Source organism: Microbacterium sp. ZOR0019 (genome assembly GCF_000800925.1).
GTDB lineage: Bacteria > Actinomycetota > Actinomycetes > Actinomycetales > Microbacteriaceae > Microbacterium > Microbacterium aurugineum.
In genome coordinates, this window is the sequence record NZ_JRKC01000017.1 from 1 (window position 1) to 20,203 (window position 20,203).

Sequence of the window (20,203 nt, forward strand, 5' to 3'; positions counted from 1 at the left end):
CGACGCCCCCACGTCCGCCCCCTCCCCGCGTCCAGACCCTCGCCCCACGTGGACGCCCCCGGCCCCACGTCCACATCCCCTCCCCACGTCGGCACCCCCTCCCCACGTCGACGCCCCCTCCGGGTTGCGGCACGCAGAGGGGGTATCGACGGGCGGAGGGGGTGCCGACGGACAGAGGGGGCACCGACTGGTGATGGGGACGTCGGCGGGAGGGGGTGCGGACGGGCGGAGGGGGTGTGGATGCGGGGACGCGGGAGGCGCGAGTGCGCTCAGCTCACAGCGTTCGCGGCGATGAACTCACGGAGTGCGTGCTCGTCGTCGGGCATCTCGGTCACGTGCTGCGGGGCGTCCAGCATCTCCTGCAGCTCGGGTGCATAGCCGAGCTCCACTCCGAGCGCCTCGTGAATCGTCTCGGCGAACTTCTCGGGCTTCGCCGTCTCGAGCACGAGCATGGGCACACCGGGCTCGACGTACTCTCGCGCGACCTTGACCCCGTCGGCCGTGTGCGGGTCGATGACCTCTCCCGTCGTCTCGTACACCGAGCGGATCGTCGCCAACCGGTCCTCGTGCGTCGAGGTGCCGCTGACGATCCCGAACTCCTCGACGAAGCGCTCCTGCTCCGCGGAGAAGTCGAAGAAGCCGCTCTCGTCGAGCTCACGCCAGGCACCGACGACGCGCTCCGCGTCACGGCCGACCAGCTCGAAGATGAAACGCTCCAGGTTCGACGCCTTCGAGATGTCCATCGACGGACTGGAGGTCGCGAGCGTCTGGGCGGCGCTGCGCGGGCGGTAGACACCCGTGCGGAAGAACTCGTCCAGCACGTTGTTCTCGTTCGCGGCGAGCACCAGGCGACGGATCGGCAAGCCCATCTGCTTCGCGAAGAACCCGGAGAGGATGTTGCCGAAGTTGCCCGACGGAACGGTGAACGACAGCTCGGTCCAGCCGCCTGCATCGGTCGCCCGCAGCCACGCCCAGAAGTAGTAGACCGTCTGCGCGGTGATGCGTGCCAGGTTGATGGAGTTCACGGCACCGAGGTGGTGGGCACGCTTGAAGTCGAGGTCGCCGGCGAGCTTCTTGACGAGGTTCTGACAGTCGTCGAAGACACCCTCGACGGCGATGTTGTGCACGTTCGCGTCGTCGAGGGAGAACATCTGCGCGCGCTGGAACGCGCTCATGCGCCCTTGCGGTGACAGCATGAACACCGCGACGCGCTCCTTGCCCCGCAGCGCGTGCTCGGCCGCCGACCCGGTGTCTCCCGAGGTCGCGCCGAGAATGTTGAGCACCGATCCCTTGCGCTCCAACGTGTACTCGATCACCTGGCCGAGGAACTGCATGGCCATGTCCTTGAACGCGAGCGTCGGCCCCTCGGAGAGCCCGACGAGGGTGAGTTCGTCATCGATCGCCCGCAGCGGCACGACGCCGTCAGGGAAGTCGGCGTACGCGGCGGCGGTCATCCGGGCCAGGTCTGCGCGAGGGATGTCGGTCGCGAACAGTCCGAGCACCTCTGTCGCGAGCTGCGGATAGGTCAGGGCCCGCCAGCGCTCGAGCGTCTCACCGTCGACGACCGGCATGGTCTCCGGCACCGCCAGCCCGCCATCGGGCGCGAGGCCCTCCAACAGCGTCTCGCTGAACGACTGCGGCTGCATGCCGCCGCGGGTGGAGATGAACTGCACGTTGGCTCCTCGGCTCGGGACTCGGCACGTCCATTCTCGCAGGGTGTTCCCGGTCCGAGTGACGGGATGACGGACGCCACCGCTCACCGTCAGAACAGGGAGGTCGGGAGCGCCCCCTCATGCTCCAGCAGCCACCGCTTCGTCTCGAGGCCGTGCCCCTCTTCTCCGCCGGAATAGCCGCCCAGCCCATCGCCGGCGACGACGCGGTGACACGGCACGATCAGGGGAACCGGGTTCGCGCCCATGATCGAGCCGATCCCCCGGGCCGGCACGCCGGTGCCACTGCGCGCGGCGAGACCGCCGTACGTGATCGTCTCTCCGTGCGCCACGGTCTCATGGAGTGCGGTGAGGACAGCACGCGTGGCCTCGGTCTGCGGGCCGAGATCGACCGGCAGATCGAAGCGACGCAGTGTGCCGTCGAAGTAGGCCGCCACCTGTGCGAGCGCCTCGACCAGCAGGGGATCGGACCCGGTGTCGGGCACGACGACACCGCCGCCGGGCGGGGTGGTACGCCACGTGACCCGGGTGACGGCCGCACCGTCGCTCACGATCCCGATGACGCCGACCGGGGTCGCGAGCGTGCCGAAGGCGGACATGCGTCGAGAGTACCTCCGCCGTCCGACAGCGGAGTCACGATCCCGCGCCTCATCCGCGGGAGACCTCACGCCAGAGCGCCGCCCAGTGCTCCGGACGCAGATCCCGCGGCAATCGACAGCTGGTCGCGTCGGCTGCCATCACGGCGCGCCGCGCGCGCGACATCGGAGCGCGAGTCGCCGCCGCCAGCACCGCGGAAAGTGTGGCCCCTCTCCCCGTGAACATCGCACGGACGAACGCCTCGTACCCCCGCCGGTCGCACACCGGAACGAGCGGTGAGGCCCGTCGCGTGATCGTGAGCACGCCCCCGTCGACGCTCGGTTGCGGGGAGAAGCCCCAGGCCGGGACCCTCCCCTCGAGGGAGAAGGCGAACCACGGAGCCGACTGCGCGGTCATCATGGTGCCGCCACCGACGCCCGCACGCTTGCGCGCCACCTCCCACTGGGTCAGCAGCACGGCCTCCCTCCACTCCCTCCGCGACAGCAGGCGCCGGAGGATGGGGGTGGTCACGTGGAACGGGATGTTGCCGACGACCACGGCGGCGGCGAGGGGATGACGGGTCGCATCCCCGAACTCGATGCGGACCCCGGGCAGGGCCGCGCGCAACCGCCGCACCCGGTGCTCGTCGATGTCGATAGCCGTGAGCGGTCGGCCGAGCCCCGCGAGCCGGCGCGTGAGGGCGCCATCGCCGCACCCCAGTTCGAGGATCGGTCCGGTCGTGCGATCGACGAGAGCCGTGATCCGGGCGAGGGTCGGACGGTGGGTGAGGAAGTTCTGGCCGAGTTCGTGACGGCCGCCATGGGGTGAACGAGGCATGAGTGCGCTCCAGAAGAAGAATCGGAGCACCTCGGAAGGAGGGAGGACGCGAAGAGGCGTCAGCGAGTTCTGCCCGTCCCGAGGTGCGATGACATCTCGGTGGACGGCGCGCAGATGCGTGCGGTGAGCGAGCGCGCCGTCAGGCGCGGCGGTCGCGGAACACGAGGGTGCGCCCCATCACGGGCGCGGCGCATATTGTTCCCATGCGTGCCAGCATATCGGCGCTCAGATCCAGCCGCGTTCCTCGGCGGTGAGCACAGCCTGCTGGCGGGTGTCGACGGCGAGTTTGCCGAGGATGACGGAGATGTGGTTGCGCACGGTGCCGGGCGCGAGAGCGAGAGCCCGCGCGATCTGACCGGTCGTCTCCCCGCGCCGCCCCGCGCGCAGCACATCGAGCTCGCGATCGGTGAGGGGCGAGCGCTCATCGCTCAGAGCATCCGCCGCGATCTCCGGATCGACATAGCGGGCTCCTGCCGCGACACGGCGGATGACGGCGGCGACCTCGTCCGCACCCCGGGACTTGGGCAGGAAACCGGAGACGCCGGATGCCAGGGCTCGCCGCAGCACCCCCGGACGCGCATGACGGGTGACCACCACGCAGCGCGTCGCGATCGCCCGGTGCAGTTTCTCGGCGACCTGCACCCCGTCCAGTCCGGGCATCTCCAGGTCCAGCAGACACACGTCGGGTTGCAGGCGCAGCGCCTCAGCGACGGCCTGCTCGCCGTCGGCGCACTCCGCGACGACGTCGATGTCGGCTTCGAGTCGCAGCAGTGCGGCGAGCGCAGAGCGGATCATCGCCTCGTCGTCGGCGAGCAGCACGCGGATCAACGCCCCTCCTCCGGCTGCGACGGAACGGTCACGACGACCGCGAACTCATCGGCATCGCGCCGCACCGCCAGAGAACCGTGCGCCTCCTCGATCCGTCGCCGAACCCCCTCGAGGCCGGATCCGTCGTGATCGAGCGGCGCGTCGGGCATCCTGTCGTTCGCGATCTCGTATCGCCAGGAATCACCGATCCGTGCCAGCACCAGCCGCGCGCGACGGCCACCCCCGTGGCGCAGCACATTCGTCGTGGTCTCCCGGATCACCGGCCCCAGCGCAGTCCCCGGTGCGGCATCGGCATCCGGATCGATCACGGCCTCGACGGTGAGACCCGCTGCGGTCAGGAGATCCCGCGCGTTGGCGAGCTCATCGCCGAGCGGAACGGACCGGAAGCGGGTCGCGAGGTCTCTGGTCCCCTGCCGCGCCTCGTCGACACTGAGTCGCGCGGCCCGGAGCTGTTCCATCCCGGCCTCCGCATCGGTCGGCAGGAGCCGCTCCGCGAGTTCCAGCTGCAACGCGATGACCTGGAGATGATGCCCCTGCAGGTCGTGCACGTCGGTCGCCACCCGCAGGCGCTCCTGCGTCGCGGCGAGCTTGGCCTCGGAAGCGCGGGCCCGGTCGAGCGTGACCAGGACATCCCACCACCAGAGCGAGCTCACGGTCATCGCCGGCAGCAGGACGGCATACACGGCGGGCAGCCAGAACGGGAGGCCCGTGTCGAGGCCTCTCGCGGTGGAGTCCACCACCGTCAGGGCCACGAGCAGCAGGGTCGCCGTCGCGGCCACACGCATCCGGATTCCGCGCGGCCATCGCAGGAGCACGAAGAACTGCGCGACCGGCATGGCCGCGAGCGCCCAGCTCCCGACCGCCGCCCCCGCCACCACTCCGTATGCGACAGCAACCAGGAAGGGCACGGCCAGGCGCCCCCAGGCGATGCCGGGACCCGCGTCGATACGGCTGCGGTAGTCGGCGAGCAACAGCATGGTCGAGGCACACCAGAGCACGCCACCGAGCGCGACGACGAGGATCGCGCCACCGCGCATATCGACGGCGGCGGTGATGCCGGTCCACGCGACGACCAGCATCAGCTCGAAGAACACCACGGCGCTCGCGGTGTACCACCAGGTGGCGGTGATGCCCCGGGCGAGCTGGCGGGAGCCGGGCGTCGGATCGGCGACGGGGAGGGGCGGGACGGAACTCACGCTCCCACGATAGAGGCGTGACACATGTCACGGGATCACCGTGCGAACCGCAGGGGAACAGGTGACGGGCCGACACTGCCGCCACGGCTGCTCCTCGGCTGGACTGGAGTCATCGCAGCGGAGACGCCGCTCGCACCGACAGCAGGGAGCACCCCATGAACCTCATCGAGACCTTCCAGAACCTGGTCGCCCAGGTCCCCGAGCTCGTGCAGCCGCTCATCGTCGCCCTCGCCGGCGCGATCCCCTTCATCGAGGGCGAGGGCGCGGTGAGCATCGGGATCCTCGGCGGCATCCCCCCGGTGGTCGCGGCGATCGCCGCGATGGTCGGCAACTTCCTGTGCGTCGCGGTGCTGGTGCTGGCGAGCTCCGGTGCGCGTCAGGCGGTCCTGAACCGCTCGCGTGCCAGGAACGCTGTCCTCGCCGGCGGCGGCACGACGGAAACGGCACCGGCAGCGGAAGCCGTCGACTCCGAGCGCGGTTCCGCCCGGAAGGAGAAGTTCCAGCGCGCCTTCGAACGCTACGGCGTACCCGGCGTCAGCCTGCTCGGCCCGCTCCTGCTGCCGACACAGTTCACCGCGACGATGCTCGCCGCCTCCGGCATCGGGAAGGCGCGCATCCTCTTCTGGCAGGCCATCGCCATCATCGGCTGGACGACCGTCGTCGCCGTGATCATCGGCAGCGCGGTGTACGCGATCCGCTGATCGTCCGGGGGCGCGAGACGTCGTCGCGCCCCCTCTCGTTTAATACATGAGTACATGAATTCAGGGTTTTCTGTATGATCGAGTGCGTGACGACCGCTCTCGCATCGCTGACCCACACGTCCGCCGTCGCTCGCCTGGGACACGCACTCTCCGACCCGACCCGCGCCGGCGTGCTCCTCGCTCTGCGCGAAGCCCCCGGCTACCCCGCTGATCTGGCCGAAGCCCTCGGCGTCTCCCGCCAGGCCCTGTCGAACCACCTCGCCTGTCTCCGCGGCTGTGGGCTCGTCGAGAGCGTGCCTGATGGGCGTCGCAGCAGCTATCGTCTCGCCGACCGTCACCTCGCACCGGCCCTCGACATGCTCCTGCGGGTCACCCTCATCGTCGAACCGGACTGCTGTTCGGGTGAAGGATGCACCTGCTGATGTCCTCGACGCTCACCGACGCGCGTCGGGAGACCCTGCATCGTCGCATCCGCCTCCTCGTCGGTGTCACGATCGGCTACAACGTGGTCGAGGCGATCATCGCGATCACGGCGGGGACGGTCGCATCGTCCGCGGCTCTCATCGGCTTCGGGCTGGACTCGACGATCGAGGTGCTGTCCGCGGCCGCCGTCGCCTGGCAGTTCACCCGCCGCGATCCGGAGCGCTGGGAGAAACCCACCTTGCGCGTGATCGCCGTGGCGTTCTTCGCCCTCGCCGCCTACGTCACCGCGACCTCCGTGACCGCGCTGGTCACGGCCGAGCGCCCGGAGCACAGCACGATCGGCATCATCCTCACGGCGGTCAGCGTCGCGGTCATGCCGTTCCTGTCGTTCGCCGAACGTCGCGCGGGCCGGGAGCTCGGATCGGCGACGGCGGTCGCGGACTCGAAGCAGACTCTCATCTGCACGTACCTCTCCGCCGCCGTGCTGATCGGCTTGGTCGCCAACTCGCTGCTGGGGTGGTGGTGGGCCGATGCCGTCGCCGGACTCGTGATCGCCGCCTTCGCCGTGCGCGAGGGCATCGAGGCCTGGAAGGGCGACGCCTGCGCCACCTCGATCGGAATGCTCCTCGAGAACGACGACGACCACGGCCACGGCCACTGACTGCTGGCGCCCACAGCGCCTAGGTTGGGGAGATGGATGCCGCTCCTCTCACGCCTGCCGGAGACCTGCGCGGACGCACGGTGCTGGTCACCGGGGCGAACGCGGGCATCGGCTACTGGTGCGCCGAGCAGCTGGCCGCTCGCGGAGCCCGCGTGTTGTTGGGCTGCCGCTCATCGGAGCGCGCGCAGACGGCGGCCTCGGCGATCCGGAGCCGCGTGCCGGATGCCGAGCTGCACGTGCTGGCGCTCGACCTCGGCTCGCTCGACAGCATCACTCACGCCGCTGCGGAGGTGGGCGAGCGGATCGATGTGGTGATCTGCAACGCGGGGGTGAAGGCGGCCGACCCTGCGGCGCGTACGAGCGACCGCTTCGACCTCATGGTGGGCACCAACTTCCTCGGCCACTTCGCCCTCGTGGCGCAGCTCGAACCGCTCTTCACACCGGATGCCCGCGTGGTCGCGGTGGGCTCGATCGCACACCGTTTCGCGCGGCTCGACCCCGCGCCCCTCGACGCCCCGTGGAGCGGTTCCTCGCTCCGCCAGTACGGACGCTCGAAGGCCCTGTTGATGGCCTTCGCTTTTGAGCTCGCACGGCGTTGGTCGGACTCTTCGCGGTCGGCGGTCGTCGCGCACCCGGGCTATGCCGTCGACCCGCTCACTCCCCCGCGCCCCGGCCTCGCCCACGTCTCCGGTTTCCTCCGCGCCCTGACGGCGCCCACTCGGATGCTCGTGCAGGGCAAGGACGGCGGAGCGCTGCCCATCGTGCACGCAGCGACCTCCGCGGAGGTCGTGAACGGCGACTACTGGGGACCGGGTGGACTGCTCGAGTTCCGTGGGTCACCACGACGAGTGACAGCTTCGGACGAGGTCCGCTCCCCCACGACCGGAGCCGCGGTGTGGGCGGCCGCCGAGCGTCTCACCGGGGTGCGCCCCTGACGAGAAGGCTCACCCGTCGGCATCAGTCCTCGAGGGGCTCCGGGCTCTCCTGCGGTGTGACCCGCACACGGGAGATGCGACGACGATCCAGGGCCATGACCTGAATCGAGGCACCGGGTACCTCGACGGTGTCGCCGACGACCGCGAGGCGACCCAACTGCTCGGTCACGAAACCTGCGATCGTGTCGGACGAGCCCCGCGGCATCGCCAGCCCGGTCGCCTCCTCGAAGTCCTGCAGGTTGAGCCGCCCGTCGAGTCCCTCTTCCGCGGAGAAGTACTCCTCGGCGTCGTATTCGTCGAAGATCTCACCGACGACCTCCTCGACGAGGTCCTCCAGCGTGACGAGACCGTCCGTGCCGCCGTACTCGTCGACGACGACCGCGATGTGGTGCCCTTCGGCCCGCATCCGCGTCAGCGTGGGCAGAACGCGCGCGCTGGAGGGGATGTACGGGATGTCGCGGACGAGCGCACGGAGCGGACGCGCTGGGTCGTCGGATGACGCCTCGAACAGGTCCCGCACGTGGACGAACCCCGCGATGTCGTCGATGGACGTGTTCGAGACGGGGTAGCGCGAATACGGGAGGTCCCGCACCTGGGCCAGCACATCACCGACGTTGGCATCTTCGTCGAGGGCCACGACCTCCGGCCGCGGTCGCATGACCTCGCTGACCTGGCGTCCCCGCAAGGACAGCACATCGTCGAGGATGCGGCGTTCATCTTCGGGCAGACCCTGGTGGCTCGCGACGATGTCGCGCACCTCCTCGTCGGTCATCTCGTCGCCCATCTTCCTGGGATCACCGCCGAGCAGTCGCACCAGCGCGTCGGTCGACACGGAGAGCAGCCAGATCACGGGACGCATGATCACCGCGAACCCGTTGAGAGCGGGAGCCACGGCGTATGCGAACTGGGCGTTGCGCTGGATCGCGAGCCGCTTGGGCACGAGTTCTCCGAGCACGAGCGACAGGTAGGCGATCACGAGGGTGAGGATGACAGTTGCGATCGTGAGGGCGAGTGCGGGGGCGAGGCCCCACGACTCCAGCAACGGCGCCAAGGACGGTGCGATCGATGTGGCGCCGTACGCGGCCGAGGCGAAGCCCGCGACCGTCACGCCGATCTGCACAGCCGAGAGGAAGGTGTTGGGGTTGCGGGCGAGTGCCGCGACCTTCGCCCCACGGCGGCCCCGTTGCCCGATCGCGTTGATCTGGCTCTCGCGGAGCGTGACCAGGGCCATCTCCGTCGCAGCGAAGACACCGCCGATCAGCACGAACGCGAAGACGAGGGCGATGTTCCAGAGCAGGTCGCCCATCAGCGGGCCGCCTCGTCTGTGGTGGGATGAGCGCCCGGGATGAACCGGGCGCTCGTACTGTCAGAGTCCGAAGAGTCAGAACAGCGCTGCGCGCTCAAGAGTGCTCCTTGTGGGTAGGGGTGGTGCCGGTGGAAGAGGTGACCTCGCCGGGGGTGCGACGGGTCTTGAGGAGGCTCGCGGCGGTGGCCACCGCGATGGTCGCGCCGATGAACAGCAGGGAGAACCAGATCGGGATCTCCGGCGCCCACTCGACGCCCTGGCCGCCGTTGATGAATGGCAGCTCGTTGACGTGCAGCGCGTGCAGGACGAGCTTGACTCCGATGAATCCGAGGATGACGGCGAGGCCCTGAGCCAGGTACACCAGACGCTCCAGCAGTCCTCCGATGAGGAAGTACAGCTGGCGCAGACCCATGAGCGCGAAGGCGTTCGCCGTGAAGACGATGTAGGCCTGGTCGGTGAGACCGTAGATCGCGGGGATCGAGTCGACGGCGAACACGAGGTCGATGAACCCGATGGCGATGATCGTGAGCAGCATCGGCGTGACGAAGCGCTTGCCGTTCTTCACCACTGTGAGCCGGTCGCCGTTGTACTCGTCGCTGACGGGCAGATGACGGCGGACGAACGTCATGAACCGTCCGTTCGCGGGGTTGCTCTCATGGTTGCTGAACGCCTGGCGATACGCGAGCACGAGGAGCAGGGCGCCGAACAGGTAGAAGATCCACGAGAAGTTCTCGATGAGCGTCGCGCCGATGGCGATGAAGATCCCTCGCAGGATCAGCGCGATCACGATGCCGATCATCAGCACCTTCTGCTGGTACTTCTTCGGCACGGCGAAGCCGGTCATCACGATCAGGAAGACGAAGAGGTTGTCGATCGACAGCGCCTTCTCGGTGAGGTAGCCGGCGAAGTACTCGCCGCCGAACGTCCAGCCGGAGAAGACGCTGATCCCGACGCCGAACAGCAGCGCGAGGCTGATGTAGAAGATCGACCAGCGCGCCGACTCCGCGATCGTCGGCTCGTGCGGGGTGCGAACGTGGGAGAAGAACTCGTACACGAAGAAAGCGATCGTGATCGCGATCGTGATGATCCAGATCAGCGGGGTGATATCCAAATGAGGGCTCCAGACTCGGGGTACGACCGTACCGCCAAAGTCTTCTCCATTCCGTGAAACAGGAACCGGTGGCCCGGGATGCGACGTGCATCCGTAATGACGATCCCACCGTGTCGGAGTACTCCCCTTGGGAGATCCCAGAGTACGAGGACACCCTTTGGGGTTCCTGTGGATTGGCCGGGAATGCGGCGGAGGGGCGGCTACTCCGGGTCGGAGCGGACGAGACCCCGTTCTTCCGCGCGGTCGATCATGCCGCTGAGCACATCGTCGAAGAGAGCCACGAGCACGCTTCTGGTCTCCACCACGTCACGTTCGATCAGCGCCATGCGAAGTGCTTCGACGCACGCGGAGACGGCCTCCGCGTCGAAGGCATCACGAGCGTGCTGAGCGAATCGGCGGATCTGGGGGTCGAGACGCTCGATGGCAGCTGCGCGCGCAGCGTTGCCTTCGATGCGGGCGAACCCGGTCGCGAGGGATCGGAGCGCGATACCGAAGCCGGCCACGTCACGCACGTGGGCGGCCGCGACCACCTCGTCCGCGAGCGCGGTCAGGTGCGCGAGGTCATCGGCCTCGATCACCGCCTTCGCATGACGGAGGGAACCGATCCAGATGTCGCCGAAGAGGTCGACGGCGTTGCGGACTCGTTCGAGATCGATCGGGGCCACCCGCGTGTAGCGGTTGCGCTGCATCTCGACGAGGCCGTGATCGGCCAGACGGTCGAGCGCGTGGCGGATCGGAGTCTTCGACGTGCCCAGGCGCTCGGCGAGGTCATAGTCGCGCAGACGTTCGCCCGGGGGCAGTTCACCCGAGATGATCGCGTCCTGCAAGCGGGCATAGGCCTCGTCGCTCATGGACCTGCGCTCGAGCGGTCCACCCGACAGTGCCACATGTCCTCCAGCGAGAGAGAAAGAACGTAGAACCTGACGTTCTACCCGCTGTGCAATATATCGCATTGCTTTGTGCCGGTCAGGCGGAGATTCGATATCCCGCGGCGAAGCCGAACGCCATCGGAGTCGCGGCTATCGGAAGCGCGTGAGGCTGTGAGCACGTGCAGGTTGGGAGCGTAGCGTCACAGACGAACCCCCGCTGGCGAAGGCCGTCTCCGACGACGTCCGGCTATCGACGACGGGGTCGCAGAACACGGCGCCGCCGCAGAGGTCAGCGTCGGAGAAGAAGTCATCATGGACGGCATCCGTCCGACCACCCGCAGGCGCCCCCCGGACAATGCGTCGCGCCCATCGAGCACCTTCACCGAACTGTCACAGCAGGTGCGCGGGCTCGGCTTGCTGCATCGCCGGTACGGCTACTACTGGACCAAGCTCATCGCCGCCCCCCTCATCGTGGCAGGGTGCCTGTTCGCGTTCGCGTGGATCGGCGACACCTGGTGGCAGCTGTTCACGGCAGCAGTCCTGGCGGTCGTCTTCACACAGATCGCCTTTCTCGGGCACGATGCCGCGCATCGACAGATCTTCGTGTCCGGCCGGTGGAACGACTGGGTCAGCCTGATCCTCGGCGACCTCCTCGTCGGCATGAGCTATGGGTGGTGGCAGCACAAGCACACGCGTCACCACGCCAACCCGAACAGGATCGGATCCGACCCCGACATCGAACTACCGGTGATCGCGGTCTCACCCGAGGCGGCGAGGCGACACCACGGGGTCGTCCTCACCTGGCTTCGTGGACACCAGGGAGTGCTGTTCTTCCCGATCCTGCTCTTCGAGGGTCTCTCGCTGCACGCGTCGAGTCTTCGCCGCGTGGTCGTGCCTGGGCGGCTCGAACGCCGGTGGGCCGAGATCGCTTTCCTCAGCGTCCGCATGATCGGCTACCTGGTGCTCGTGTTCATCGTGCTCTCCCCGGGGGTCGCCTTCGTGTTCCTCGCGGTCCAGTTGGGACTGTTCGGGTTCTACATGGGCATCGCGTTCGCCCCGAACCACAAGGGGATGCCGGTGGTCCCGCGGGACATGACCCTGGACTTCCTCCGACGCCAGGTGGTGATGAGCAGGAACGTCCGGGGCAGTCGCTTCCTCGACATCGCGATGGGCGGACTGAATTTCCAGGTCGAGCACCACCTGTTCCCGTCGATGCCGCGCCCACACCTGCGCCGCGCCGCACCCGTCATCGCCGAGTACTGCCGAGCTCATGGCGTTCCCTACACGCAGGTCGGCCTGTTCACCTCCTATGCGATCGTGGTGCGCTACATCAACCGCGTCGGGCTCGGCGAACGCGACGTGTTCACCTGCCCACTCGTCGAACAGCGGAACATCGGTGCCGCGGTCGCGTGAGTGACCGTGACACCCGCGGAGCTCTCTCGGTGAACGAGGAAAGCGCCCGGGATAGGGTGCCGGGATGAAGTGGATCCTCTACGACGTCGGCGGCGTCCTCGAACTCATCGATGACAACGACGCCCCGGCGCGGGGAGCAGAGAGTTGCGGGATCCGCGCGGTTCTCCACCGCGACAACGCCACGACGATCGCAGCGATCGAACGGTTCTTGGCGAACTGATCGTTCGCGGCGGAGGCGAATACGGCGAAGATCAGGGCCTCTGGCCTCCGCCGGGGCCTCCGCTCGATCCGCCGCCCGGCCCGCCACCCGCGTTCCCCGCGAGGGCCTCACCCTCGGTGACCGTCACCTCGGCGTCTCCGTTCACGGTCACGGTGTACGTGCCGCCGTCGACGAGATCCGCGGACGAGAGCACCACGGTCGCGAAGTCCTTCTCCGCAGTGAAGGAGACGAGAGCCGTGCCGGTCGAATCGAGCACCTCCACCACGTCCCCTTGGCCACCGCTTGCGAGCGCGGCGATCCACGACTGCGGCGAGTCCGCGTCCGGCGACTCCGCCATGCCGGAGCTGCCGATGGCGACGAGGCTGCCGCCGCTGACCGTGAGAGCACCGTTCGAGTCGAGCGCGCCGTTGCCGTCCGAAGTCGGACCGAACACGGTGGTCGAGCCGCCGGTGATGGTTATCGAGCCGTTGGAGTCGAGGCCGTCGCCGTCCGCATCGACCACGAGCGTGCCGCCGCTGATGGTGAGAGTCTCGCCGGAGTCGGCCATCCCGCCGCCCGCGGCGCTGTCCGCGGCGCCCGCGGCGTTGATGCCGTCATCGGACGCCGTCAGATCGATGTCGCCGCCCTCGATGACGATGTCGACTCCTTCGACGGCTTCGTTCGACTCGGTGACCGTGACCGTTCCTCCGGCAATCGCCAGAGCGGCATCGGCGTGCAGGCCGTCTCCCTGCGCGGTGACAGTGAGGTCGCCGCCGGTGATGACCACGTCGGATACCGCATCCAGTCCGTCATCTCCTGCGGTCGCATCGACGGTGCCGCCCGCGACGACGATGTACCCGCGGGTCTCCTCTTCGTCGTTGTCGCTCGTGAGGGTGTCTCCCCCGGCGGTGAGAGTGAGCGTGCCGCCCTCGATCGACAGCGAGTCCTTCCCGCGCAGAGCGTCATCGACGGCGTCCACGGTGATCGTGCCCGACAGGATCGCGAGGTCGTCCGTGCTGGTGATGCCGTCGTTGCCGTTCCCGGTGACGGTGAGCGTCCCGGTGCCGGTGATCGTGAGATCGGCCGAGCTGTAGAGCGCCGCATTGGCGTCGGCGTCCTCCGAGTACGACGACGCATCCGACAGGGTGTTGGTCGTGCCCTCGGCGAGGAAGACGGCGACATCGTCGGCGGTGCGCACGTCGATCGCCGCACCGTCTGCGTTCGCGATGTCGACGCCGTCGAGGATCAGCACGACCTGGGCATCATCCGGTGCCGACACCACGACCGAACCGTTCAGCGAACCGGAAAGCCGATACACCCCGGCGTCGGTGATGGTGACCGTCCCGCCCTCGACGGTGACCGCGGAACTCGACGAGGTCGCGCCGTCACCGGCCAAGGCGACGTTGACGGCATCGGCTTCCGACCACTCGTCATCGCGGACGACCGTCGCATTCTCGTTGGCGGCGAGCACGGCTTCGGCACCGTCGGCGGTCGTCGCAGACACCGTCGTCCCGGTCGTCCCGGCATCGGTGGATGTCGAGGCGGGCGTCGCGGTGACGGCGCAGCCGGCGAGGACGATCGCCGCGAGCCCGAGGGGGATGGCGGGCAGGATCAGGCGGCGTGTACGCATGGGGTCTCCTCTGTATCGGCGATGTCGGCGGGATCGGTGTGAGGGCGGGGTGCGGCGTCTGCGAGGGGCCCGCGGAGCAGCCTCGACCACTTGTTACGGGGGAGATCGGGATGCAGGGCGGCGAGGCCGGTGGCGTACTTGCTGATGCGGACCGGGCGGTGTCCCGCGCGCCAGAGAGCACGGTCGAAATCGGACGCGGCGGAGCCGGACTTCGTCTCGATGATCGTGAGCCCCGGCACAGCGAGCGTCCTTCCCGACACGTCCCGCCACTCGAGACCGGTGTCGATGGTCGAGCGCGCCGAGCCGTCCGACGCGACCAGGGTGGCGCGACGATAGCGGGTCGTGAGTCGCATGTGCAGGTCGTCCGCGCGGGCGCTGTCGATCCCGATCGCATCGAGGCCGTCGGCGGCGTAGGAGCGGGCATCATCGGTGAGGATGCGGCGGTCGGCCACCCGGTACTCGATGCGGTCCTTCACCGTGGCGCTGCGCGCACCGCGCGTCTTCAGCTCGAGGTAGGCCGACCCCGATTCGACGTAGGTCCGGCTGCGGATCTTGAACCGCCGCCGCCGGGGCTGCGCGGCGAGACGGAAGCTGAGCAGATCCGGCGTGTCGAAGTAGACCGTCTCGTACCCGAAATCCCGGACCCCTTGGGTGTCGAGGACTCGGGTCCGAGGGTCGAACGTGTTGATCACCCGCTGGGCATCATCGCGCGGGACCACGTACTTGCGGTCGACACGAGTCTGCAGCGCCGCTTCGGCGATGAGCTGTTCGAGGTCGACCGCGTCGAATCGGTCGAGGGCGAGGCCGGTCATCGGACACCACCTGCGACGGGCGTCTCCGGTGCGGCGGCGGCTGTGCGCGTGACGCGGGGCAGGCTGAATCGGACGTCTACGAGAGTGGTGTCATCGACGAGGTCGAGCGACTGCACGGTCAGCGAGGTCACGGTGGCGTTGAGCCGGCGCTCCAATTCGACGCGCAGCTCCGCCTCATCGGCGATCGCACGGTCGACGTGGATGATCTGATGACGCGATCGAGCGAGCAGCGCCGGGTGGTCCGCCACCCAGAGCACGACGAGCACCAGCGCCATCAGCGCGATCGGGATCCACGGTTCCGCCGAGGGCAGGCCGGCGACGAGCCCGATGGCCAGGGCCGCGAAGTAGTAGGCGACCTCGCGCTGCGAGATCTCCGACGAGCGGAGTCGGATGATCGACAGTACTCCGAAGAGGCCGAGCCCGAGACCTGCGGCGATCTCCGCCGATCCCAGGACCGTGGTGACGGCGAGGACACCGATGTTGACGCCGAGAAACGCGACCACGAGGTCGCGGCGGCGGTGGCGGCGGTAGTAGACGGCCAGGCTGAGGATCACCGCGGCGACCAGGTCGGCGGCGATCAGGAGCAGGGAGGCGTTCATCGGGAAGCCCTTTCGAGATGCGGTACGTGTGCCTCCATACGACCGCCCGCACCTTCACGCTTCCTAAGACGCTCCTTTGGCGCGGAGAAGTCTTCGAAGATGACGTGGCGCTGGACCTGGTAGCTCAGCAGGAAGAGCGCAGCCTCGGTCACGACTTTGGCGACTGGCATGGACATGCCGAAGCTGGTCAGGGCTTGCATCCACATGATGTTCGACAGGAGCAGCAAGACCGCGAAGAGGCCGTAACGCAACGCCTGCGCGCGTCCGCGTCCGGAGGATGCGGAGAACACGAAACGCCTGTTCACTGCGAAGTTCACCGTGGCGCTCAGAAGTCGCGCTGCGACGATCGAGACGACCAGCCAGCCCGAACCGGCCGGGAGCAGCGCAACGAGCACCAGCAACGCGACCGAGTCGACGAGGAACGCCAGCAGCGAGGATCCGGCGAAGGCCAGCAGGGGGAGAGTGACCCGCACGGAATCCACGAGCGGCCGGAAGTGACTCGAGGCATTGTGCTCGAGATACACCGTCTCGATCGGGACCTCGCGCGCGGAGTGACCTGAACGGCGCACTCGCAGCAGCATCTCGATCTCGTAGTCGAAGCGTTCACCGGGGACGGTTCCGGCCCAGTCCCTCATCGAGGAGGGGATGCCCCTCAAGCCTGTCTGCGTATCGGAGGCATGCCAGCCGGCGGCCACACGGAACAGCCCTCGCGCGACCGCATTGCCGACTCGGCTGCGGACCGGCACGTCTCCGCGCAGATCGCGGGCACCGAGGATGAGGACCGGCGCTCCGTCCTCCGCATCCGCGCCCAGCTCGTCGCAGATCCGGAGGATGTCGCCGGGTGTGTGCTGTCCGTCTGCATCAGCGGTGACGATGTCCTCGTCGGGATGAGCGGCGGCGAGGTAGGCGAACCCCGTCTTCAGCGCCGCACCCTTGCCGCGATTGTGGGCGTGATGGAGGACTGTCGCCCCCGCATCGTTCACGGCGTCGAAGACTCGGGCGTACTCGGGGCCGCTGCCGTCGTCGACCACGACCACCTCGATTCCGGGTCGAAGTTCGCGCAGCCTGCGAACGAGAGGCAGCAGGTGCGCACCCGGTTCGTACGAAGGGATCAGGATGATCATGATCTCATCCCGCCACGTAGAGGATGTCGCTGGTGCCGCGCTCCCCGCCGTTCGAGGGCTGGTTCACCACCTCGCCGTTGAAGTACATCGTCGACGACCCTCCGCCGTCGAGGTTGTAGGCGGTCGTCGCGCCGAGACCCGTCATGATGTCGGCGAGCTCGCTGAGCGTGACGCCCCTGCTGTATCCCTCGTCCCGTCCGTCGACGACGACGAAGACGTAGTGGTTGTCGTCGATGATCCCGACCGCCGTGCGCGGCTGATCTCCCTGGATGGAGTGATTGCCGACGTTGGTGTCGACCTCGACATCCTCGATGCCGTCGACCACGCTGCCGTCCTCGACGATGGCGGGTCCGAACGACAGGGTGTTCCAGACGCCGGCGGCGACGAGATCATCCGCGGTCGTCGCCGTCTCGTCGTACACCTCGACGTGCCCGTCCGTGTAGAACGCGAGTCCCTCTCTCGCTCCGTCATCGCGGTAGACGACGCCGTTGCGGATCTCGATGCCCGTCGTGCGGAAGCCGCAGTAGTCGCCGTTGATCGCGAAGATCGCCTCGTTGTCCGCCGCGATCTCGCTCGTCGTCTCCGTGATGTTCTCGCCGAACTGGTCCTTCGCGAATGCCGAGCGGATCTGGGTCGCGTCGTCGACCACGACGTCGGCGACGTAGGAGGTCACCGTGTCCGAACCGCTCCCGGAGGTCACCTTCGTGAGCGAGATCGTGGAATCGCCGTCCGTGTACGAGGTCGCGGTGGTCACGGCCGCGGTGTCGTCACTCGTCGAGTCCGACGCAGCCGACGAAGTCGTCGAGTTCTCTGCCTCGTACGCCGAGACGTCGGAGATCTCGACATGCTCGATCAGGAAGCGATCGACCGCCCATGCCGCTGTCCCGCCGGTGGCGAGGAGCATGGCGAGGCCGCCGGCGATGATCGCGGTGCGCACGCGCCGGCGTCTTCTCCCCCGTCCGGGCATCGCGGGAGTCTCGCCTGCAGGAGAGGGGACGGGGTCGGAGCTGTGCGTCGTGTCCATCCCTCATGGATACGCGCGCGCTCTTGATCGCTCTTTACGCACACCTAAGAGAAGACAAAGAGCGACGATCAACCGCTCCGTGGGTCACAGCGGCAGGCGGATGGTGAACACCGTCTCCCCCGGCCTGCTCCGCACGGTGATATCGCCCTGATGCGCAGCGACGATCGCGTGCACGATCGACAGTCCGAGTCCAGTACTGCCCGCTTCACGACTGCGCGCCTGATCTCCCCGCGCGAATCGGTCGAACAACCGGTCCTTCATCGCGGGGTCGATCCCTGGCCCGTCGTCGACGACCTCGATGAGAGCGTCACCGTCGCGCGCTCGAAGTGACGTGGTCACCACGGTGCCCGGAGCTGTGTGGACGCGCGCGTTGCGCAAGAGGTTCGCAAGGACCTGCCGGAGACGGTTCTCATCTCCGAGGACGGAGATCGGAGCTTCCGGAACGTCGAGAAGCCAGCTGCGGCTGCCGTCCGCGGCATGCGCATCGCTGACCGCGTCGATCGCGAGGAGGGTGAGGTCGACCGGCTCACGACGCACCGGCTGCCCCGCATCGAGGCGGGCGAGGAGAAGGAGGTCGTCGACCAGTTCCGCCATGCGCGCAGATTCGGCGGCGATCCGACTCAGCGAGCGCTGCTGCATCTCGGTCATCGGTACCCCCTCACCGAGCGACAGCTGGGCGTACCCTCGGATCGACGCGAGCGGAGTGCGCAGCTCATGGCTCGCATCCGCGATGAAGCGCTTCAAGCGCTCCTCGCTGAGCTGGCGTGAGGCGAGCGCCGCCTCGATGTGGCCGAGGAGGGTGTTCAGCGAGTCTCCGACGCGCCCGACCTCCGTGCGGACGTCGGTGTCGGGCTCGGTCACGCGTTCCGGAATGTGGACGGCGCCCTCCGCGAGCGGACGCCCCGCGACGCGCTGTGCGACCTCTGCCACCCTGTCCAGCGGACGCAGCGTGCGTCGCACGATCAATGCCAGCGCGAGCAGCACGAGAAGGAGCGTCACACTGCCGACGGTCACGAGGATGGCCGTAAGGGCGCCCGTCGTGGCCGTGACGTCGGACAGGGAGATGCCCGCGATCAGGGTCGTGTCGCCGTTCTGCTGCGCGGCCACCCGGAACGCGCCGAGTTCTCCGCCGAGGTCGATGGTCGTGGGCACCCGCGGGGGGGAACTCGTGTGCCTCGATCGTTTCCTCTTGACTGTCCGTCAGCGCGATCTGAGTGCCGTCCGCCGCGACGATGAACCCGCTCGTGACGGCACCGTTCCCATCCAGCTCGATCTGGATGGTTCCGACGCGGGGAGCAGGCCCTGCTCCGTCTGTGCCACCATCCGGTCTCACGGGATCTCCGCCCGGGGCCCCGCTGCCCGCGGCGAACTGGAGTCCTTCGAGGACCTGACGGTCCAGACGCTCGTAGACGAACGATCGGAGGGACAGCACCGTCGCGATGCCCGCGACGACGAGACCGGCGGCGACCAGTGCAGCGACGGCGACGACGAGCTTGCGCCGCAGAGTCCACCGGTGTCCGATCATCGGGCGGGCTTGATCGTGTATCCGACGCCGCGGACCGTGTGGATGAGCGGCTCACCGATCGTGTCGATCTTCTTGCGCAGATAGGAGATGTAGATCTCCACGACGCTCGACGTGCCGCCGAAATCGTAGCTCCAGACCTGGTCGAGGATCTGAGCCCGGCTGAGCACGCGCCTCGGGTTCTGCATGAGATAGCGCAGGAGCTCGAACTCCTTCGCCGTCAGCTTGATCGGCTGCCCCGCTCTCTCCACCTCGTAGGTCTCCTCGTCGAGGACCAGATCGTCGACCTGCAGGCGGGCGTCGTTCTCGACCGCTGCAGCCACGTGCCGGCGCGCCATGCCTCGGAGCCGCACGACCACTTCCTCGAGATTGAAGGGTTTGGTGAGATAGTCGTCGCCGCCCGCGCTGATGCCGGCGATCCGGTCCTCCACGGCGTCCTTGGCGCTGAGGAACAGCACGGGCACCTCGTTGCCCGCCGAACGGAGACGCTTGAGCACTTCCATCCCGTCGAGACCCGGCATCATGATGTCGAGCACGACCAGATCGGGGGCGAACTCGCGGATGCGATTCAGTGCCTCCTGCCCGTTCGCGGCCGTGCGTGCGTCCCATCCCTCGCTCTCCATGGCCATCCGCAGGAGGTCGCTGAGGTTGGCCTCGTCATCCACCACGAGCACCCGGATCGGTGACCCGTCCGGTCGAGTCATCACGGTGCGGTCGCGGGGCCCTGTCATCCCTCCAGCATCCCGGGTCATCACGAGGAGCGCCAG

The 20,203-nt window shown here is 68.2% G+C and carries 21 protein-coding genes; 6 read left to right on the forward strand and 15 right to left on the reverse strand.

Annotated elements, in window-relative coordinates; translation table 11 throughout:
* Positions 1–269: 269 nt before the first annotated feature.
* The 5 genes from thrC to L978_RS05580 all read right to left on the reverse strand — a co-directional run bounded on the left by thrC (position 270) and on the right by L978_RS05580 (position 5,107).
* Entirely contained in the window at positions 270–1,673 is a 1,404-nt protein-coding gene (thrC, locus tag L978_RS05560; protein ID WP_047521175.1) for a threonine synthase, read from the reverse strand.
* Positions 1,674–1,762: 89 nt separating this feature from the next.
* Entirely contained in the window at positions 1,763–2,269 is a 507-nt protein-coding gene (locus L978_RS05565; protein WP_047521177.1) for a methylated-DNA--[protein]-cysteine S-methyltransferase, read from the reverse strand.
* A gap of 49 nt (positions 2,270–2,318) precedes the next feature.
* Positions 2,319–3,083, reverse strand: coding sequence for a 23S ribosomal RNA methyltransferase Erm (erm, locus tag L978_RS05570; protein ID WP_047521179.1), 765 nt, complete (start codon positions 3,081–3,083; stop codon positions 2,319–2,321).
* Between the two features lie 225 nt (positions 3,084–3,308).
* A complete protein-coding gene (locus L978_RS05575) occupies positions 3,309–3,911 on the reverse strand; it encodes a response regulator transcription factor (RefSeq protein ID WP_047521181.1) in 603 nt (200 codons plus the stop codon).
* Positions 3,908–5,107 carry a sensor histidine kinase gene (locus tag L978_RS05580; RefSeq protein WP_047521183.1) on the reverse strand — a complete coding sequence of 400 codons (1,200 nt, stop codon included), beginning with the start codon at positions 5,105–5,107 and terminating at the stop codon, positions 3,908–3,910. Before L978_RS05580 ends, L978_RS05575 begins: the two co-directional genes overlap by 4 nt.
* 155 nt (positions 5,108–5,262) lie before the next feature.
* Here L978_RS05580 and L978_RS05585 point away from each other — a divergent pair, with 155 nt between their 5' ends.
* From L978_RS05585 to L978_RS05600, 4 genes are all read left to right on the forward strand, one after another.
* Positions 5,263–5,808, forward strand: a complete 546-nt coding sequence (locus tag L978_RS05585) for a hypothetical protein (protein ID WP_047521185.1) — start codon at positions 5,263–5,265, stop codon at positions 5,806–5,808.
* A gap of 74 nt (positions 5,809–5,882) precedes the next feature.
* Positions 5,883–6,230, forward strand: a complete 348-nt coding sequence (locus L978_RS05590; RefSeq protein ID WP_131494484.1) for an ArsR/SmtB family transcription factor — start codon at positions 5,883–5,885, stop codon at positions 6,228–6,230.
* Complete coding sequence (locus tag L978_RS05595) at positions 6,230–6,892, forward strand: cation diffusion facilitator family transporter (RefSeq protein ID WP_047521187.1); 663 nt, start codon at positions 6,230–6,232, stop codon at positions 6,890–6,892. Before L978_RS05590 ends, L978_RS05595 begins: the two co-directional genes overlap by 1 nt.
* A gap of 32 nt (positions 6,893–6,924) precedes the next feature.
* Positions 6,925–7,827: an SDR family NAD(P)-dependent oxidoreductase gene (locus L978_RS05600; protein ID WP_047521189.1), complete on the forward strand. Its 903-nt coding sequence runs from the start codon at positions 6,925–6,927 to the stop codon at positions 7,825–7,827.
* A 22-nt stretch (positions 7,828–7,849) separates the two neighbouring features.
* Here the strand turns inward: L978_RS05600 and L978_RS05605 are convergent, their stop codons facing one another.
* The 3 genes from L978_RS05605 to L978_RS05615 form a co-directional block, all read right to left on the reverse strand.
* Entirely contained in the window at positions 7,850–9,133 is a 1,284-nt protein-coding gene (locus L978_RS05605) for a hemolysin family protein (RefSeq protein WP_047521191.1), read from the reverse strand.
* Positions 9,134–9,227: 94 nt separating this feature from the next.
* Positions 9,228–10,244: a TerC family protein gene (locus tag L978_RS05610; RefSeq protein ID WP_047521193.1), complete on the reverse strand. Its 1,017-nt coding sequence runs from the start codon at positions 10,242–10,244 to the stop codon at positions 9,228–9,230.
* A gap of 200 nt (positions 10,245–10,444) precedes the next feature.
* On the reverse strand, positions 10,445–11,095 hold the full coding sequence (locus tag L978_RS05615; protein ID WP_052193363.1) for a GntR family transcriptional regulator: 651 nt from the start codon (positions 11,093–11,095) through the stop codon (positions 10,445–10,447).
* 330 nt (positions 11,096–11,425) lie between these two features.
* Between L978_RS05615 and L978_RS05620 the strand changes: the two genes are divergently transcribed.
* The gene (locus tag L978_RS05620) at positions 11,426–12,526 is read left to right on the forward strand and encodes a fatty acid desaturase family protein (protein WP_047521197.1); all 1,101 of its coding nucleotides are present in this window, start codon (positions 11,426–11,428) and stop codon (positions 12,524–12,526) included.
* Between the two features lie 64 nt (positions 12,527–12,590).
* A complete protein-coding gene (locus L978_RS18705; protein ID WP_156118234.1) occupies positions 12,591–12,746 on the forward strand; it encodes a hypothetical protein in 156 nt (51 codons plus the stop codon).
* 31 nt (positions 12,747–12,777) lie between these two features.
* Here the strand turns inward: L978_RS18705 and L978_RS05625 are convergent, their stop codons facing one another.
* The 7 genes from L978_RS05625 to L978_RS05655 all read right to left on the reverse strand — a co-directional run bounded on the left by L978_RS05625 (position 12,778) and on the right by L978_RS05655 (position 20,167).
* A complete protein-coding gene (locus tag L978_RS05625) occupies positions 12,778–14,355 on the reverse strand; it encodes a carbohydrate-binding domain-containing protein (RefSeq protein WP_047521199.1) in 1,578 nt (525 codons plus the stop codon).
* Entirely contained in the window at positions 14,337–15,167 is an 831-nt protein-coding gene (locus tag L978_RS05630; protein ID WP_047521202.1) for a polyphosphate polymerase domain-containing protein, read from the reverse strand. The genes L978_RS05625 and L978_RS05630 overlap by 19 nt, the downstream gene beginning before the upstream one ends.
* Positions 15,164–15,766, reverse strand: a complete 603-nt coding sequence (locus L978_RS05635) for a DUF4956 domain-containing protein (protein ID WP_047521204.1) — start codon at positions 15,764–15,766, stop codon at positions 15,164–15,166. Before L978_RS05635 ends, L978_RS05630 begins: the two co-directional genes overlap by 4 nt.
* Positions 15,763–16,890 (reverse strand): bifunctional glycosyltransferase family 2/GtrA family protein, encoded by a 1,128-nt coding sequence (locus tag L978_RS05640; RefSeq protein WP_047521206.1) that lies wholly within the window; start codon positions 16,888–16,890, stop codon positions 15,763–15,765. The genes L978_RS05635 and L978_RS05640 overlap by 4 nt, the downstream gene beginning before the upstream one ends.
* 4 nt (positions 16,891–16,894) lie before the next feature.
* A complete protein-coding gene (locus L978_RS05645) occupies positions 16,895–17,857 on the reverse strand; it encodes a phosphodiester glycosidase family protein (protein ID WP_047521350.1) in 963 nt (320 codons plus the stop codon).
* 141 nt (positions 17,858–17,998) lie between these two features.
* Positions 17,999–19,066 (reverse strand): sensor histidine kinase, encoded by a 1,068-nt coding sequence (locus L978_RS05650; RefSeq protein ID WP_231554981.1) that lies wholly within the window; start codon positions 19,064–19,066, stop codon positions 17,999–18,001.
* A 369-nt stretch (positions 19,067–19,435) separates the two neighbouring features.
* Positions 19,436–20,167: a response regulator transcription factor gene (locus L978_RS05655; protein ID WP_047521351.1), complete on the reverse strand. Its 732-nt coding sequence runs from the start codon at positions 20,165–20,167 to the stop codon at positions 19,436–19,438.
* Between the last annotated feature and the right edge of the window lie 36 nt (positions 20,168–20,203).

Coding starts and splice junctions, on each gene's coding strand:
- L978_RS05565 (WP_047521177.1), bottom strand. CDS start 2,269: ATGTCCGCCTTCGGCACGCTCGCGACCCCGGTCGGCGTCATCGGGATC.
- erm (WP_047521179.1), bottom strand. CDS start 3,083: ATGCCTCGTTCACCCCATGGCGGCCGTCACGAACTCGGCCAGAACTTC.
- L978_RS05585 (WP_047521185.1), top strand. CDS start 5,263: ATGAACCTCATCGAGACCTTCCAGAACCTGGTCGCCCAGGTCCCCGAG.
- L978_RS05590 (WP_131494484.1), top strand. CDS start 5,883: ATGATCGAGTGCGTGACGACCGCTCTCGCATCGCTGACCCACACGTCC.
- L978_RS05595 (WP_047521187.1), top strand. CDS start 6,230: ATGTCCTCGACGCTCACCGACGCGCGTCGGGAGACCCTGCATCGTCGC.
- L978_RS05600 (WP_047521189.1), top strand. CDS start 6,925: ATGGATGCCGCTCCTCTCACGCCTGCCGGAGACCTGCGCGGACGCACG.
- L978_RS05605 (WP_047521191.1), bottom strand. CDS start 9,133: ATGGGCGACCTGCTCTGGAACATCGCCCTCGTCTTCGCGTTCGTGCTG.
- L978_RS05615 (WP_052193363.1), bottom strand. CDS start 11,095: ATGAGCGACGAGGCCTATGCCCGCTTGCAGGACGCGATCATCTCGGGT.
- L978_RS05620 (WP_047521197.1), top strand. CDS start 11,426: ATGGACGGCATCCGTCCGACCACCCGCAGGCGCCCCCCGGACAATGCG.
- L978_RS18705 (WP_156118234.1), top strand. CDS start 12,591: ATGAAGTGGATCCTCTACGACGTCGGCGGCGTCCTCGAACTCATCGAT.
- L978_RS05625 (WP_047521199.1), bottom strand. CDS start 14,355: ATGCGTACACGCCGCCTGATCCTGCCCGCCATCCCCCTCGGGCTCGCG.
- L978_RS05630 (WP_047521202.1), bottom strand. CDS start 15,167: ATGACCGGCCTCGCCCTCGACCGATTCGACGCGGTCGACCTCGAACAG.
- L978_RS05635 (WP_047521204.1), bottom strand. CDS start 15,766: ATGAACGCCTCCCTGCTCCTGATCGCCGCCGACCTGGTCGCCGCGGTG.
- L978_RS05640 (WP_047521206.1), bottom strand. CDS start 16,890: ATGATCATCCTGATCCCTTCGTACGAACCGGGTGCGCACCTGCTGCCT.
- L978_RS05645 (WP_047521350.1), bottom strand. CDS start 17,857: ATGCCCGGACGGGGGAGAAGACGCCGGCGCGTGCGCACCGCGATCATC.
- L978_RS05655 (WP_047521351.1), bottom strand. CDS start 20,167: ATGACAGGGCCCCGCGACCGCACCGTGATGACTCGACCGGACGGGTCA.